At 67.0% G+C, this 15,714-nt stretch carries 16 protein-coding genes; 6 read left to right on the top strand and 10 right to left on the bottom strand.

The genetic code is table 11. The annotated features are described in order from the left end of the window. Positions 1–53: 53 nt before the first annotated feature. Complete coding sequence (locus AC1PQG_RS10090) at positions 54–491, bottom strand: RrF2 family transcriptional regulator (RefSeq protein ID WP_481122432.1); 438 nt, start codon at positions 489–491, stop codon at positions 54–56. Positions 492–642: 151 nt separating this feature from the next. Between AC1PQG_RS10090 and AC1PQG_RS10085 the strand changes: the two genes are divergently transcribed. Continuing rightward, complete coding sequence (locus AC1PQG_RS10085; RefSeq protein WP_481122431.1) at positions 643–1,299, top strand: class II aldolase/adducin family protein; 657 nt, start codon at positions 643–645, stop codon at positions 1,297–1,299. A gap of 75 nt (positions 1,300–1,374) precedes the next feature. Then, a complete protein-coding gene (locus AC1PQG_RS10080; RefSeq protein ID WP_481122430.1) occupies positions 1,375–2,568 on the top strand; it encodes a globin domain-containing protein in 1,194 nt (397 codons plus the stop codon). 49 nt (positions 2,569–2,617) lie between these two features. On the opposite strand, the gene AC1PQG_RS10075 is transcribed toward AC1PQG_RS10080, so the two are convergent. Both AC1PQG_RS10075 and AC1PQG_RS10070 read right to left on the bottom strand, forming a co-directional pair. Then, positions 2,618–3,877, bottom strand: a complete 1,260-nt coding sequence (locus AC1PQG_RS10075; RefSeq protein ID WP_481122429.1) for a benzoate/H(+) symporter BenE family transporter — start codon at positions 3,875–3,877, stop codon at positions 2,618–2,620. Further along, on the bottom strand, positions 3,870–4,841 hold the full coding sequence (locus AC1PQG_RS10070) for an aldo/keto reductase (protein WP_481122428.1): 972 nt from the start codon (positions 4,839–4,841) through the stop codon (positions 3,870–3,872). The genes AC1PQG_RS10075 and AC1PQG_RS10070 overlap by 8 nt, the downstream gene beginning before the upstream one ends. Positions 4,842–4,959: 118 nt before the next feature. On the opposite strand from AC1PQG_RS10070, the gene AC1PQG_RS10065 reads away from it, so the two are divergent. The 4 genes from AC1PQG_RS10065 to AC1PQG_RS10050 all read left to right on the top strand — a co-directional run bounded on the left by AC1PQG_RS10065 (position 4,960) and on the right by AC1PQG_RS10050 (position 9,062). Then, positions 4,960–5,877 (top strand): LysR family transcriptional regulator, encoded by a 918-nt coding sequence (locus tag AC1PQG_RS10065; protein WP_481122427.1) that lies wholly within the window; start codon positions 4,960–4,962, stop codon positions 5,875–5,877. A gap of 214 nt (positions 5,878–6,091) precedes the next feature. Continuing rightward, the gene (locus AC1PQG_RS10060) at positions 6,092–6,676 is read left to right on the top strand and encodes a TetR/AcrR family transcriptional regulator (RefSeq protein ID WP_481122426.1); all 585 of its coding nucleotides are present in this window, start codon (positions 6,092–6,094) and stop codon (positions 6,674–6,676) included. Positions 6,677–6,756: 80 nt separating this feature from the next. Then, positions 6,757–7,920 carry an alcohol dehydrogenase gene (gene yqhD / locus AC1PQG_RS10055; protein ID WP_481122425.1) on the top strand — a complete coding sequence of 388 codons (1,164 nt, stop codon included), beginning with the start codon at positions 6,757–6,759 and terminating at the stop codon, positions 7,918–7,920. A 53-nt stretch (positions 7,921–7,973) separates the two neighbouring features. Further along, positions 7,974–9,062, top strand: coding sequence for an alkene reductase (locus AC1PQG_RS10050; protein ID WP_481122424.1), 1,089 nt, complete (start codon positions 7,974–7,976; stop codon positions 9,060–9,062). Positions 9,063–9,331: 269 nt separating this feature from the next. On the opposite strand, the gene flgB is transcribed toward AC1PQG_RS10050, so the two are convergent. The 7 genes from flgB to paaA all read right to left on the bottom strand — a co-directional run bounded on the left by flgB (position 9,332) and on the right by paaA (position 15,693). Further along, on the bottom strand, positions 9,332–9,925 hold the full coding sequence (flgB, locus tag AC1PQG_RS10045) for a flagellar basal body rod protein FlgB (RefSeq protein WP_481122423.1): 594 nt from the start codon (positions 9,923–9,925) through the stop codon (positions 9,332–9,334). A gap of 408 nt (positions 9,926–10,333) precedes the next feature. Then, entirely contained in the window at positions 10,334–11,716 is a 1,383-nt protein-coding gene (locus tag AC1PQG_RS10040; RefSeq protein ID WP_481122422.1) for a porin, read from the bottom strand. Between the two features lie 222 nt (positions 11,717–11,938). Continuing rightward, a complete protein-coding gene (gene paaE, locus AC1PQG_RS10035) occupies positions 11,939–13,036 on the bottom strand; it encodes a 1,2-phenylacetyl-CoA epoxidase subunit PaaE (protein WP_481122421.1) in 1,098 nt (365 codons plus the stop codon). A gap of 12 nt (positions 13,037–13,048) precedes the next feature. After that, a complete protein-coding gene (paaD, locus tag AC1PQG_RS10030; protein WP_481122420.1) occupies positions 13,049–13,549 on the bottom strand; it encodes a 1,2-phenylacetyl-CoA epoxidase subunit PaaD in 501 nt (166 codons plus the stop codon). 10 nt (positions 13,550–13,559) lie between these two features. Continuing rightward, positions 13,560–14,396: a 1,2-phenylacetyl-CoA epoxidase subunit PaaC gene (gene paaC, locus AC1PQG_RS10025; protein WP_481122419.1), complete on the bottom strand. Its 837-nt coding sequence runs from the start codon at positions 14,394–14,396 to the stop codon at positions 13,560–13,562. Further along, positions 14,396–14,692 (bottom strand): 1,2-phenylacetyl-CoA epoxidase subunit PaaB, encoded by a 297-nt coding sequence (gene paaB / locus AC1PQG_RS10020; protein WP_481114431.1) that lies wholly within the window; start codon positions 14,690–14,692, stop codon positions 14,396–14,398. Before paaB ends, paaC begins: the two co-directional genes overlap by 1 nt. Beyond that, positions 14,689–15,693: a 1,2-phenylacetyl-CoA epoxidase subunit PaaA gene (gene paaA, locus AC1PQG_RS10015; RefSeq protein WP_481122418.1), complete on the bottom strand. Its 1,005-nt coding sequence runs from the start codon at positions 15,691–15,693 to the stop codon at positions 14,689–14,691. Before paaA ends, paaB begins: the two co-directional genes overlap by 4 nt. Positions 15,694–15,714 lie beyond the last annotated feature (21 nt).

Genomic DNA, 15,714 nt, shown 5'->3' with positions numbered 1-15,714 from the left:
CGTTGGCGGCGCGCACCATCCTGGCCGCGCCGCCCGCCCCTGGCTGCCAGACCCTAATCCACGCGGGTCAGCACATGCAGGATCTCGCGCTGGGCCGGCCCCAGCACCTCGGCCAGGCTCACCGTGTCGAGGGACTTGAAGAAAGCCTCCAGCGCGACGTCGAACACGCCCTTCAGGCGACAGCGCGACGTAAGCAGGCAGCGGCTGCCTTCGGTGAAACACTCCACCAGCGCCAGATCCACCTCCATCTTGCGCACCACTTCGCCAATCCTGATCTCCGCGGGCGGCCGGGCGAGGCGTAGCCCGCCGCCCTTGCCGCGGATCCCCTCGACGAAGCCGTTGCGGATCAGCTGATTGACGACCTTCATCAGGTGACTGCGGGAGATCTCGAAGCGCTCGGAGATCTCCTGGATCGTCGGCAGACGATGCTCGTTGGACGCCAGAAAAATCAGGACGCGCAGGGCGTAATCGGTGTGCTGGGTGATGTGCATGGCCGGCGATCAACTCTGAAACACGCCCGTTCCGGGCATCGATTGTTCCGATTATAGGGGATTCCCTTAAAGATTCATTTCCGTTGACTCTTTTAAAGATGCATTTTAGAGTCAACTTAAATTCTGCGCCCAACAACCACGGAGAGACCCGATGAAGCCCCAGCGCAACACGTCCCCGGAACACCCGACACTTGAACAGGCCTGCGCCGTAATGCGGCGCGCCTACAAGCTCGGCTGGATCAGCACCCGCGACGGCAACATCTCCGTCGCCATGACCGACGGGCGCGGCTTTCTGATGTCGGCCAGCGGCGTCATCAAGCACGCGCTGGTGCCGACCCAGTTCGTCTTCATCCCTGCCGACAGCGCGCTGGCGGACGACGCCTATCCCCGGCCTTCCGGCGAGCTGGAGCTCCACCGGCGCCTGCAGGTGCTCCTCGGCGGCCGCAAGCTGACCGTGCTCCACCTGCATCCGACCCACATCGTCGCCGCGCTGTATGCAGGTCATCACCTCGCCGAGTTGTCGGCCGGCTTCCCCGAAGTCACCCGCTACACCCGCGTCGGCCAGGACGTACCGGCCCTGCCGGCCACCAGCCTGGAGCTGGCCGAAGCCTGCGAAGCCGCTTTCCAGCCGGCGCTGGGGCCGGCGCCGCATATCGTCGGCCTGGATCGCCACGGCGTCGTCGCCGTCGGCCGGACTCCGTGGGAGGCCTTCGAGCACGTGGAACGACTGGAGCACATCTGCCGTATCGCGCTGACCGCCGGCCAGCCGGCCACCGCCGTCCATGCCGAGCCGACCCACACTTACTGATTTCCCTTAACGGGGGCACCCCCATCGCCCCCTGCAGTTCGACAAGACAATCCCAACAGAGAGGATCCCTCCCCCATGCTGTCCACCACCGCACGCCCACTCATCGAGGCGACCGTCCCCGTCCTGCTGGCCAACGGCGAAGCGATCACGCGCCATTTCTATGCGCGCATGTTCAGCCACAACCCCGACCTGAAGAACCTCTTCAACATGGGCAACCAGGCCAGCGGCAACCAGGCCCAGGCGCTGGCCGGTGCTGTGTATGCATTTGCCAAGCACATCGACAAGCCGGAAATCATCGGCCCGGTGCTCGACCGCATCGCCCACAAGCACGTCAGCCTGGGCATCACGCCAGCGCAGTACACCATCGTCGGGCGCCACCTGATGGCCTCTCTCGGCGAAGTGCTTGGCGCAGCGATCACCCCGGAAATCGCCGCTGCGTGGGACGAGGTCTACTGGCTGATGGCCACCGAGCTGGTGGCCCGCGAAGCCCGCCTGTACCAGGAGCGCGACTGGCAGGCTGGCCAGGCTTGGCCGGTAATGGACGTGGCCCACAAGGAAGTCACCAGCGCCGATACCGTAGCCCTGACGCTGAAGCCCCGCGACGGCGCGGCATTGCCGGACTTCGTGCCCGGCCAGTACCTCAGCGTGGCGCTGCCAATCCCCGAAGCCGGGCTGACCCAGGTGCGCCAGTACAGCCTGTCCGATGCGCCGGGCAAAGACGCGTGGCGCATCACCGTCAAGCACGTCGCTGAAGGCGATACGGCACCGGCCGGCGCGGTGTCGAGCCGCATCCACCGCAGCATCGAAGTCGGCGATCAGATCCGCGTCGGCCCGCCGGCCGGCGACTTCTGCCTGCAGGGCGACACGCGCCCGATCGCCCTGATCAGCGCCGGCGTCGGTATCACCCCGATGGTCTCGATGCTGCGCCATCTGGCAGCGACACAAGCCGAACGGCCAGTGCTGTTCGCCTACGCTACCGCAACGGCCGACCGCTATCCCCACCGCGACGAGGTAGAAGCCTGTGTCGATGCGCTGGAAGACGCCCGCTACCACCTATGGCTGGAAGATGATGCCGGTTCCGACCCCCAGGCCCTGCCTGGTCGCATGAACCTGGACACCGTCGAGCTGCCCGCCGACGGCGACTTCTACCTGTGTGGCCCGCTGCCCTTCATGCAGGAGCAGCGCCGCAAACTGCTGGATCAGGGCGTTACTCGCGACCGGATCCACTACGAAGTCTTCGGGCCCGACCTGTTCGCAGAGTTGCAGTAAGCGTCTCTCGGGTCCAGCCAGCGCGTGCTGGCCGGACCCGGCATCAAGCTCAGGACACCTGGCGCGCCGGCCACTGCAGCCGGTGCAGCACCAGATAGGCGAAGGAGCCGATGACCACGCCCCAGAAGGCGGAGCCGAGGCCCAGGAAGCTCATCCCCGACGCCGTCGCCAGGAAGGTGATGATCGACGCTTCCCGATGATCCGCCTCGTTGATCGTGCCCATGATATTGGCGGTGATCGCACCGATCAGCGCCAGACCCGCCAGCAGCGCGACGAACTCCTTCGGCAGCACGGCGAACAGGGACACGATGGTCGCCCCGAAGCAGCCGCCGATCAGGTAGAACACTCCGTTGGAAATCCCCGCCACGTAGCGCTTGGCCGGGTCGTCGTGGGCGTCCTTGCCGGTGCACAGCGCCGCGGTGATCGCCGCGATGACGATGGTGATACCGCCGAAGAAGGCCACAATCAGGGACGCAATGCTGGTGATCGCCAGGATCGGCCGCGCCGGCGTCGAATAGCCCGAGCTGCGCAGGATCGCCATGCCCGGCAGGAACTGTCCGGTAATGCTGACCAGCACCAGCGGCAGCGCCAGGCTCAGCGTCGAACCCCAGCTCCACTCCGGCCGGATGAAGGTCGGCGTGGCAAAGCTCAGCTGCACCTTGCTCAGGTCCGCCCCGCCAATACCCACCGCCAGCGCAACGCCGAGCAGCAGCACCAGCACCATGCAGTAGCGCGGCAGCAAACGCTTGAGGATCACGTACGCAGCCACCATGCTGAAGGTCAGCAGCGGCATCGAGCCTGCCGACTTGAAGGCGTTGCTGCCGAACTGGAACAGGATGCCCGCCATCATGCCGGCGGCGATGCCCTTCGGCACGTGCTTCAGCACCCGGTCGAAATAGCCGGTGATGCCGATCACGAAGATCACCAGCGCCGCGGTGATGTAGGCCCCCACCGCCTCGTTGAGGGACAGGCCGGGAAACAAGGTCACCAGCAGCGCCGTGCCAGGTGCGGACCACGCGGTGACGACCGGCACCTTCAGCACCCAGCTCAGAAAGATGCCCGACAGCGCCGCACCGATGGACACCGCCCACACCCACGAGGAGATCATGTCCGGCGACACATGGGCCGACTGGGCGGCCTGGAAGAAGATGATCATCGGCCCCGAATAGGAGATCAGCACGGCCAGGAAACCCGCCGTGACGGACGACACCGACCAGTCCTTGCTCAGCATGGTTTTCTCCGCACTCTGGTTGGGCTGAGCGTCGGTGTCGTCACCGGCACGCCAGCCCTGCAACACACGCTCAGTCATGGCCAGCCACTCCGCGCGGCCGGTACGGCGCCTCGAGGCGGGCCACCTCGTCCGCCGTCAGTTTCAACGAAATGCCGGCCAGCGCGTCCTGCAGGTGATGGGGCTTGGACGCGCCGACGATGGGCGTGGTGATGCCGGTCCGGCTCGCCACCCAGGCGATGGCTACCTGCGCCGCCGGCACGCCACGCTCCTGTGCCACGGCCTCGACCGCCGCGACGATGGTGTCCTCCGTCGCCTGCTGGTCGTACCACGCATGGGCCAGGTTGTCGGTATTCGCGCGCGTCGTCTGCGTCTTGCGCGAACCGGCGAGCAGGCCCCGGGCCAGCGGCGACCACGGCGTCACGGCGATGCCTTCCTCCCGGCACAGGGGCAGCATCTCGCGCTCCTCTTCCCGGTAGATCAGGTTGTAGTGGTTCTGCATCGACACGAAGCGGGCCAGGCCATGGCGCTCCTGGAAGGCCAGCATCTTCATGAACTGCCAGGAATACATGGACGACGCGCCGATGTAGCGTGCCTTGCCGGCGCGGACGATGTCGTCGAAGGCCTGCAACGTCTCCTCGATCGGCGTTTCCGGATCGAAGCGATGGGCGATGTAGAGGTCCACGTGGTCCGTGCCCAGCCGCTTCAGGGACGCGTCGATGCTGGCCATGATGTGCTTGCGCGACAAGCCGCGGTCATTCGGCCGCTGGCTCATCGGGTAGAAGACCTTGGTGGCGATCACCATGTCGTCCCGCGACGCGAAGTCCCGCAGCGCGCGGCCGAGGATCTCCTCGCTGGCGCCGAGAGAATACATGTCGGCGGTGTCGAAGAAGTTGATGCCGGCGTCGAGCGCCTGACGGATGAAGCCACGGCTGGCCTCCTCGTCGAGCACCCACTCGCGCCAGCTCGACTTGCCATAGGTCATGCAACCCAGGCACAGGGGCGACACCTTGAGGCCGGTGGAGCCGAATCGTACGTAATCCATACCATATCTCCTTTTGATGCAATGCGGATCTTGAGGAGGATTATGAGTATTGGCCGTGGATTGATAAATGTGTTGAAAACAGCAACACTGTTTGCATCAAGCAAACAATCGACACGCCGTGGACCATCTTCAAGCCATGCGGCTGTACACCCGCATCGTCGAACTGGGCAGCTTCAGCCGCGCCTCGGAACAGCTCGGCCTGCCGCGGGCCTCGGCCACGCAGATCATCAAGCAGCTCGAAGCCCACCTTGGCACGCGCCTCCTGCTGCGCACCACGCGCCAGGTCCGCCCGACCCTCGACGGCGACGCCTACTACCAGCGCTGCGTGGCGGTGCTGGCCGACATCGACGACATGGAAGCGTCCTTCTCCCAGGCCGCCCGCGACCCGCGCGGCCGCCTGAAGGTGGACATGTCCGGCTCCCTGTGCCGGCTGGTGCTGATGCCGGCGCTACCGGCGTTCTGCGCCCGTTATCCGCTGATCGGCCTGGAGATCAGCGTCAGCGACCGGCAGATCGACCTGGTACGGGAAGGGGTGGACTGCGTGCTGCGCATCGGCGAACTGCGCGACTCGAACCTGGTCGCCCGGCCACTGGGGCGCCTCGAACAGCTCAGCTGCGCCAGCGCCGACTACCTGGCCCGGCATGGCACGCCGCACACGCTGGGCGAGCTCGACGCCCACCGGATGGTGGACTACCTGTCCGCTTCGTCCGGAAAATCCATTCCGCTCGAATTCACCGACGGCGCGGCTGTCGTGACCCGCAGCCTGCCTTCCACGGTAGCCGTCAATAACGGCGACGCCTACGTGGCAGCCTGCGAGGCCGGCTTCGGCATCGTCCAGATGCCCCGCTACCACGTCACCCGCCAACTTACTGCCGGTACGTTGGTGGAGGTCCTCCCCGACCATCGCCCGCCGTCCCTGCCGCTGACCGTGCTGTATCCGCAGAACCGCCAGCTGTCGCCGCGGGTCCGGGTCTTCATCGAGTGGTTGCAGGACTTGTTTGCAGTGCAGCGAACGCGCACCCCGCAACAGCCGTGAAGTTTGTTACGGTCCGTTACATGTTTATATTGCGCCGCAACATCAATTTCATTAGTATGAAACCTGTCTCCTCCACCCTCCTCCTTTGGTGTGGATTTAAGCCCGAGCAACCTCCCCGGTTACTCGGGCTTCTTTTCGTCTGGAGTCCGGCCTTTTGTCATTGCATATAAAAATCTCTAGACGACTGGTCTAATCCGATCTAGGATTCACATCCATGAAGCAGCCTTACGCCGATACCCGCCAGCACATCCTCGACACCGCCAGCCACCTGATCGCGGCAAAGGGCTTTTCCTGCGTGGGTCTCAACGAGGTGCTGCAGTCGGCAGAGGTGCCGAAGGGCTCCTTCTACCACTACTTCAAGTCCAAGGAGCAGTTCGGCCAAGCCCTGCTGGAAGACTTCTTCACCCGCTACCTCGGCTTCATCGACGCCCTGTTCGCCAATCCGGAACTCCCGGCCCGCGATCGCCTGCTGAGCTACTGGCAGCAATGGCGGGACACCCAGTGCGAGGGCTGCGACGAGCAGAAGTGCATGGTGGTCAAGCTCAGCGCAGAAGTCGCCGACCTGTCCGAAGCCATGCGCCTCACTTTGCGCGATGGCACCGAACGCGTCATCGGCCGCCTGGCGGACTGCATCGCGGCGGGCGCCGCCGACGGCTCCCTGCCGGCCCTCGAACCGCTCGACACCGCGCGGACGCTGTACCAGCTGTGGCTGGGCGCCAGCCTGCTGGCCAAGCTGCATCGCACCGAATGCCCACTCGAACACGCGATGGGCGCGACGAAAAAGATCCTGTCCCTTTGAACCTTTGAGCAGACTGCCGCTCCGAGACATCATTTGCCGAGAAACTAGACGACTGGTCTATTCATACAAAAGGAATACCCATGCTGAACTTCGATTACTTCAATCCGACCCGCATCGTGTTTGGCGAAGGCAGCATCGCCCGCCTCGATGAACTGGTCCCGGCCGACGCCCGTGTGCTGGTGCTGTACGGCGGCGGCAGCGCCGAGCGCAACGGCACGCTGGCCGAGGTGGAGGCCGCCCTGCCCGGCCGCATCGTCAAGCGTTTCGGCGGCATCGAGCCCAACCCGGCCTACGAGACGCTGATGGAAGCCGTGGCGCTGATCCGCACCGAAAAGCTGGACTTCCTGCTCGCCGTCGGCGGCGGCTCGGTCATCGACGGCACCAAGTTCGTCGCCGCCGCCGTCAATTACAGCGCCAGCAACGACCCCTGGCACATCCTCGAAACCTTCGGTGCCCACATCGCAAGTGCCTTGCCGATGGGCGCCGTGCTGACGCTGCCGGCCACCGGCTCGGAGATGAACAACTTCTCGGTGGTCAGCCGCAAGTCCTTGCACGCCAAGCTGCCCTTCGCCAGCCCCCACGTCTTTCCGCAGTTCTCGGTCCTTGACCCGGTCAAGACCTACACGCTGCCCACCCGCCAGATCGCCAACGGTGCGGTGGACGCCTTCGTGCACGTCGTCGAGCAATACCTCACCTACCCCGCCAACGCGCCGGTGCAGGACCGCTACGCAGAAGGCCTGCTGCAGACCCTCATCGAGGTCGGCCCGCAGGCGCTCGCCACGCCGCAGGATTACGACGTGCGCGCCAACCTGATGTGGGCCGCCACCCAGGCCCTCAACGGCCTGATCGGCGCCGGCGTGCCGCAGGACTGGGCCACCCACATGATCGGCCACGAGATCACCGCGATGTTCGGCCTCGACCACGCCCAGACCCTCGCCGTCGTGCTGCCGTCCATGCTCGACCTGCGCCGCGAGGCCAAGCGCGACAAGCTGCTGCAGTACGCCGCCCGCGTGTGGAACATCCAGTCCGGCAGCGACGACGAACGCATCGACGCGGCCATCGCCCACACCCGCGCCTTCTTCGAATCCCTCGGCGTGAAGACCCGCCTCAGCGACTACGGCATCGGTGCCGACGCGGTGCCGCGCCTCGTCGCCCAACTGGAAGCCCACGGCATGACCGCCCTCGGCGAACGCCAGGACGTGGACCTGGCCCTCAGCCGCCGCGTGCTCGAAGCCGCTCTCTGACACCCCCTCCGACTCCCCATCAAGCAAGCCCCTCAACGACAAGGAACCCGACCATGACGACCCTCTTCGACCCCGTCCGCATCGGCGACATCGAACTCGCCAACCGCATCGTGATGGCGCCGCTGACCCGCAACCGCGCCACCGGCGGCGTACCCAACGAGCTGATGGTGGAGTACTACCGCCAGCGCGCCAGCGCCGGCCTGATCATCACCGAGGCCAGCCCGATCAGCCCGATGGCCCACGGCTACCTCGACACCCCGGGCATCTACACGCCGGAACAAGTCGCCGGCTGGCGCAAGGTGACCGACGCGGTGCACGCTGCCGGCGGCCGCATCGTGGTCCAGCTGTGGCACGTGGGCCGCATCTCCCACACCTCCCTGCTGCCCGATGGCGCCGCGCCGGTGTCGTCCACCGCCCGCCGCGCCGAGACAGTGACCTTCACCCGCGAAGGCTTCGTACCCACGTCTACGCCGCGTGCGCTGCGTGACGACGAACTGCCCGGTATCGTCGCGGACTACCGCCACGCCGCCCGCTGCGCCATCGAAGCCGGCTTCGACGGCGTCGAGATCCACGCCGCCAACACCTACCTGCTCGACCAGTTCCTGCGCGACAGCGTGAACGACCGCAGCGGCCCTTACGGCGGCAGCATCCCCAACCGGGCCCGCCTGCTGCTCGAAGTGGTGGAAGCGATCAGCGCGGAAATCGGCGCCGCCCGCACCGGTATCCGCCTCAGCCCACTGATGACCTTCGGCGGCAGCTCGCCGGTGGACAGCAACCCGCAAGCCCTCTACGACTACCTGATCGCCCAGCTGGCACCGAAGGATCTGGCCTTCCTGCATATCATCGAGGGCGAGACCGGCGGCGCACGTGAGCCCGAAGGCGCGCCGGCCTTCGACTACGCAGCCCTGCGCAGCGCCTTCGGCGGCCCGTGGATGGTCAACAACGGCTTCAACCGCGGCACCGCCTTCGAAGCCGTTGCCAACGGCGAAGCCGACCTCATTGCCTACGGCCGCGCCTTCATCAGCAACCCCGACCTGGTCCGCCGCCTGAAGGAAGACGCGCCGCTCAACGAACTGCGCGCCGACAAGCTGTACGGCGGCGGTGCCGAGGGCTACACCGACTATCCGGTACTGGCCGGCTGATCCGCTCGATCCCGTTGCACGCCGGTCTGGTAACGGCCTGCGTGCAGTGGGCCGACTTCTCGAAGTCATGAACAGAGCGCTTGCGGAATGCGCTCAGGATGTCGGTCCAGCCCGGATAGATCCCCGCAAAGTGGGCCCGTTGTCGCCGGAAGTCCCCGGCACATACAATCGGCGCCCACTTTTTTCATTCTCCGAAAAACCAGGAAGGGCACCTGCTGAACACGCCCCTGCGCCGCCAACCCTGCGGCGACACACCAAGCGCCTGACGCTCAGTCCTTCAGGCTGCCGAGCAGCTTGGCCTGATCCCTGAAGCCCCCTTGCACCTGGTTCAGGGAGAACTCCAGCCGCAGCACGTTCTCGGCGAACTTCGCCCGTTCGGAATCCATCTCGACGGTGTTGCCGTCCACCGCCCCCTGGCCGGGCACCTGGTACTTGAGGGCCAGCGCCTGGGCCATGCGTTCGGTGCGGCCGGGCAGATGCCCCCCCGTGGTGGACGTCATCTTGAGCTGCGCCGTCGGTGGCGTCAGCGCCGCCTGCAGCGCATCCTTCAGGTCCACGTCGCGGGCCTTGAAGTTGGGCGTGTCGGCGTTGGCGATGTTGGAGGCGATCACCTGCTGGCGCTCCGACAAGACGTTGAGCACCCGCTCGTCGTAATCGTCGTCGGTGCTGCCCGGCGGCGGCAGGGCCATGTGGCGGGAATCCGTACGCAGGCCATTGACCGTGGTCCGCTTGATGTTCTGGGACACCAGTTCGGCGAAGGACGAACCCGCCTCGTCGCTGCCGGCCATCTCCCGCCCGGTGAGCGGAGTGGCATCGGGACGCAGCAATGCCAGAGGCGCATTCAGATCAGGGATGGAAGCCATGGCGCAACCTTAGCATCCCTTGTCCATCGCCAATAGCCGATGGTGGGGTGTTTTTTGCCCGCTTACCCGGGCGACTCGCCTGCGCCCCACGCCGCCGGCCGTAGCCGCAAGCGCGGGCGCCCCGCAGGCAATCTCTGAGCGTTCGCACGCACCCCAGGCAGGTTCGCTCACAAGGCTTTTTGGCTTGCAGGCAAGGCTTTTTCGCTTGTGGTCAAGGCGGCCCCGCTCGCGCGCAACGCAGAATGCGCCGGCGCCGACGCATCCGGCCTTGCCCGCAAGGGCACGGCGCTCGGGCGCAAGCCCACGCGCCCCGGCGCCACGCCGGCTTTGCTTGAGCGGAAGCGCTTCCGGCGTGGAAGCAAGCGGCTATCCCTTGCCCCCACGCCGCCAGGCCTTGCCTGCAAGGGTTTAGAACACGTGATTGACGCCCAGCATGTAGCCGTTCGGGTCGTAACCCGGCTTGGCCACCGTGCCGACCAGGTTGCCACCGTCAGTGAGGCTGTAAGTGCCGTTGGTCTTGTTGAGGACCTTGCCCCAGGTGCCATACAGCGTCGTGCTGTCCTGCAGCTTGTAGGCGTAGCCCAGGCCCAGCAGGTTGGCGTCGCGGTTCTTGATCGACTTGTCGTCGAGCTGGCTGTAGCTCAGGTAGGCCTTGCCACGCCACACCGGGATGCCGGCGCTGATGCTCCAGCCTTCGGCCTTGGACAGCGTGCCCGTGACGTTCTCGTAGTTGCCGCCGCTGATCCGGCCAGCCACATAGTTCCCGTACAGCGTCGCGAAGCCCAGGTTGTAGCTGCCGCCGACCTGCCAGCCGCGGCGCTTGGCCAGGCCCGTTTCCTGCGGGCCGCTGGCCGGGGCGACATAGCTGGCGTTGTCCACGTTCCAGGCCGTCACCGTGGCGTTGAGCGGGCCGGCGCTGTAGTACAGCGCCAGATCGCCGCCGCGGCCAGCCTTGTCGGTGGTCACGGTCGTGGAACCGGCAGCCACCGGCGTCACCATGTTCACGTTGTTCTCGCTGCCGCTGCTCAGGGTCAGCTGGCCGGAGAAGCCGGCGACCTTCGGCGAGGCGTAGACGAGGGAATTGTTGAGCCGCGTCGGCATGCCGCCGATCACCGGCAGGAAGCCCGCCGAGGAGCCGAAGAAACCGGCGCCCATTGCCGCCGACATCACCGACGAAGTGTAGGAGCCGGCGTACTGGCGGCCCGCCGTCACGGTGCCGAAGCGCGTCTGCAAGCCCGCGTAGATCTGCCGCGAGAAGATCTGGCTGCCGTTGCTGGTCTGGCCGCCGCTGGACACCGCGGTGTTGTTGATGCCCGGCGTGATCGCGCCAGTGCCGACCGAACCGGTGTCGAACAAAATCCCGGCTTCCATCAGGTAGACGGCTTTCACCTCGTCGCCGAGCTCCTTCTCACCCTTGAAGCCCAGGCGCGAGGACGTCATGCCGCCGGAGCCGATCGTCGATTTCTGGCCGTAGCCGCTGTTCACCGTGGACGCGCTGACGTCGGCCACGCCGTAGATCGTCAGCGTGCCGGACGGGCCGGTCGGCACGCCCATCTGCAAACCCGCGCCGCGGGCTGGGCCGCCGGTCTGGATCTCGGTCTTCTTCTGCTCTTCCTGGTTCTTCATCAGCTGCTGGATCAGCTGGCGCTGTTCGGCCAGCTCACGCTTGAGCGCGTCGATCTCGCTCTCGGCGAAGGCTGGCGCGGCGGCGCCGGTGCCGAAGGCGGCCAGCAACAGCAGGCTCAGCGGGCGGCGGGCGATGGAACGCGGGGCGATGGATGATTGCTTCATGGGTACTCCTCCCTTTTATATGGATCGATGTCCGTGCTTCTTATGGCTTTGGTGCCCGTCCGGGCGGACGGGTGAGATGTGTCGGCGGGGTGGCGATGACGTTTTCAGGGCGCAGCAGTCCTCCTCTCCATGGACGGAGAAAAATGGGGTTAAGCGGGGCTCAACGGGATTGGCGCGGGCGCGGCGGGGTCGGCAGGCCGCCCCTTCCGCCGGATCGGGCTCTCAGCGCTCGTCGAAACTCACCAGCAGGTGCCCGCTGGTGACGCGGGACTGGCAGGTCAGCACGAAACCGGCCGCCATCTCGGACGGGTCGAGCGTGAAGTTCTTGTCCATCGTCACCTGCCCTTCCACCACCTTGGCCCGGCAGGTGCAGCACACGCCCGCCTTGCAGGAGAACGGTAGGTCGAGACCGGCGTGCAGCGCCACGTCGAGCACGTGCTCGTCGGGGCCGATCATCAGCTCGTGGCGCTTGCCGTCGAGCACGACAGACAGCGGAATGGTCCGCTCGGCGGCGCAGGCCTGGGCGGTCTTGCTACGCGTGCCCACCGGATGGGCGCCGGGCGGCAGGCCGACGGTGAAGCGCTCGGTGCGCACCCGGTCGGCGGGCACACCGGCCTCGACCAGCGCCGCCTCGGTGGCACCGATCATCTCGTCCGGCCCGCAGATGAAGACTTCGTCCATTGACGCCACCGGCAGCAACGCGGCGATGATGGCGCGCACCTTGTCGCCGTCGATGCGCCCCTGCAGCAGGTCCACCTCCTGGGCCTGGCGGGACAGCACGTGGATCAGCGTGAGGCGGTCCCGATAGCGGTCCTTGAGGTCCTGCAGGGCCTCGTTGAACATCACCGAGGACATGCGCCGGTTGCCATACACCAGCGTGAACTTGCTGTCCGGCTGCTCTTCCAGCGTGGACGCGGCGATGGACAGGATCGGCGTGATGCCCGAGCCGGCGGCGAAGCCCACCCGGTGGATGGCGCGCTTCTTCTTCACCGTGAAGCGGCCATCCGGCGGCATCACCTGCAGGGTGTCGCCGGCCTTCAGTGTTTGGGCTGCCCAGTTGGAGAACAGCCCACCCTCCACCGGGCGGATGCCCACCTCCAGCTCGCCGCGGCGGGCCAGCCGGCTGCGCGGGCTGCTGATGGAGTAGTTGCGGCGCACGTCCTGCCCGTCGATGGTGGCGCGCAGGGTCAGGAACTGGCCGGGCTCGAAGGCGAAATCGGCCTTCGTGTCGTCGGGGATCGCAAAGGTGATCGCCACCGCGCCGGCCGCTTCGGGGCTGACGCGCTTGACGGCGAGTTCGTGGAAACGGAGTGCTGTCATGATTGATGGGCCTTAGTAAGGCTTGAAGTAATCGAAGGGTTCCTGGCAGTCGAGGCACTTGTAGAGCGCCTTGCAGGCCGTGGAGCCGAACTGGGACGACACGACGGTGTGGTTCGAACCGCAGCGCGGGCAGGCCACCTCGTCCGGCGGCGGGCGCCGGCGCACGAACTGCACGACGCTCTCGGCCGGCCGCGTAGCGCCCGGCGGGGCGATGCCGTAGACGCGCAGCTTTTCCTTCGCCGCGTCGCTCATCCAGTCGGTGGTCCATGCCGGGGCCAGGCGGGTGACGACGCGGGCCGGGATGCCGGCCTGCGCCAGGCAAGCCTTCACGTCGTCCTCGATCTGCCCCATCGCCGGGCAGCCGGTGTAGGTGGGCGTGATGACCACCTCGACGCCGTCCTCCGTTTCCGCCACCTCCCGCAGGATACCCAGCTCGCGCAGGGACACCACCGGGATCTCCGGGTCGGTCAGCGGGGCCAGCGTCGCCCAGGTCCGCTCCACCAGCGTGCTCATCGCCCTGCCCTCACCAGGTGGCGCCCGGATGGGCGCGGGCCAGGCCCTGCATCTCGCCGAGCAGGTAGCCCAGGTGCTCGGAGTGGCGGCCCAGCTTGCCTTCCGGCACGTAGCCGCGCACCGCGGGGCGGCTCAGCGTGGCTTCCGCCAGGGTCTCGTCCACCAGCGCATCCCAGGCCGCCCGCAGGCTGGCCACCTCCACGCCGATGCCGCTGGCGACGGCTTCCGTTTCGGCCGGGCTCGGCAGCCAGAACTCCTCCGTGTAGCGGAACAGGTGATCCACCGCGGCCTGGGCGCGGGCGTGGGATTCGTCGGTGCCGTCGCCGAGGCGCACCACCCAGTCGGCCGCGTGGTGCAGGTGGTAGCGCGCTTCCTTCAGCGACTTGGCGGCGATGGCGGCCAGATCGGTGTCGGCGGAGCGCGTCAGGGCGTCCCACACCAGCACCATCAGCGCGCCGTAGAAGAAGTTGCGCACGATGGTGACGGCATAGTCCCGGTCCGACGCGGCATAGCCGACCAGCGGCCCGTGGTGCGGCAATTCCAGCAGCGTGTAGTTGCGGAAACTGGTCTCGTCGCGGAAGTAGGCCAGGCTGTCCTCGCTGACGCCGCCGCCCATCCGCGCGGCGGCCAGCTGGTACAGCAGGCGGGCCTGGCCGATGTGGTCCAGGCTCACGTTGGCCAGCGCGATGTCCTCTTCGAGGATCGGCCCGTGGCCGCACCATTCGGCGTTGCGCTGGCCGAGCACCACGGCGTTGTCGGCCAGGTGCAGGAGGTACGCGGCCCCCGCGCTTCCCGCTGCGTTGGGTGCACTGCCCCCCTGGGGGGCGCTCGCTTGGGTCGCGTTCATCACATGTGCCCCACTTCGTCCGGGATCGCGTAGAAGGTCGGATGGCGGTAGATCTTGTCGGCGGCCGGGTCGAACAGCTCGCCCTTGTCGTCCGGGTTGCTGGCGGTGATCGCCGCGGACGGCACCACCCAGATGCTCACGCCTTCCTGGCGGCGGGTGTAGACGTCACGCGCCATGTGCAGGGCCTGGGCGGCGTCCGCGGCGTGCAGGCTGCCGCAGTGCTTGTGCTCGAGGCCCTGCTTGCTGCGGACGAAGACTTCCCACAGGGGCCATTCCTTGAGTGCCGGGGTGTTCATGCTGCCTCCTTGTTCTTGCGTTGCTGTTGTTTGCGGGCGTGGGCCAGGGCCGCGTCGCGCACCCACTCACCGTCCCGGTGGGCCTTCACGCGGGTTGCCAGGCGCTCCCGGTTGCACGGGCCGTCGCCTTCGACGGTGGCCCAGAACTCGGCCCAGTCGATCTGGCCGTAGTCGTAGTGCTGGCGGGCCTCGTTCCACTTGAGGTCGGGGTCCGGCAGCGTGACGCCGAGGACCTCGGCCTGGGGCACGGTGGCGTCCACGAACTTCTGGCGCAGCTCGTCGTTGCCGATGCGCTTGATGCCCCAGCGCAGGCCCTGGGCGCTGTGCGGGCTGTCGGCATCCGGCGGCCCGAACATGGCGAGGCACTTCCACCACCAGCGGTTCACCGCGTCCTGCACCATCGCCTTCTGGGCGTCGGAGCCCTTCATCATCACCAGCAGCGCTTCGTAGCCCTGGCGCTGGTGGAAGGACTCCTCCTTGCACACGCGCACCATGGCCCGTGCGTAGGGGCCGTAGGAGCAGCGGCACAGGGGGATCTGGTTCATGATCGCGGCGCCATCCACCAGCCAGCCGATCACGCCCACGTCGGCCCAGCTGAGGGTCGGGTAGTTGAAGATCGAGCTGTACTTGGCCTTGCCGCTGTGCAGCGCGTCGAGCATCTGGTCGCGGCTGGTGCCCAGCGTCTCGGCCGCCGAGTAGAGGTACAGCCCGTGGCCGCCCTCGTCCTGCACCTTGGCGATCAGGATGGCCTTGCGCTTCAGGCTCGGCGCGCGGGAGATCCAGTTGCCTTCCGGCAGCATGCCGACGATCTCGCTGTGGGCGTGCTGGCTGATCTGGCGCACCAGGGTCTTGCGATAGGCCTCGGGCATCCAGTCCTGGGGTTCGATGCGGCCGTCGGCGTCGATGCGCGCCTCGAAGGCGGCGTCCTGCGCGTCGGGGGTCCGCGAGACGCCCGCCGGCTTGGCGGCGGCGTCGGGTATGTCCATTGCCTGGGTATACATCTGTTCTCTCCTTTACACGGG

The sequence above is a fragment of the Zoogloea sp. GDB6 genome (genome assembly GCF_056724105.1).
Note: the sequence above shows the minus strand (reverse complement) of the source record. Positions and strands in the feature narration are given on the sequence as shown.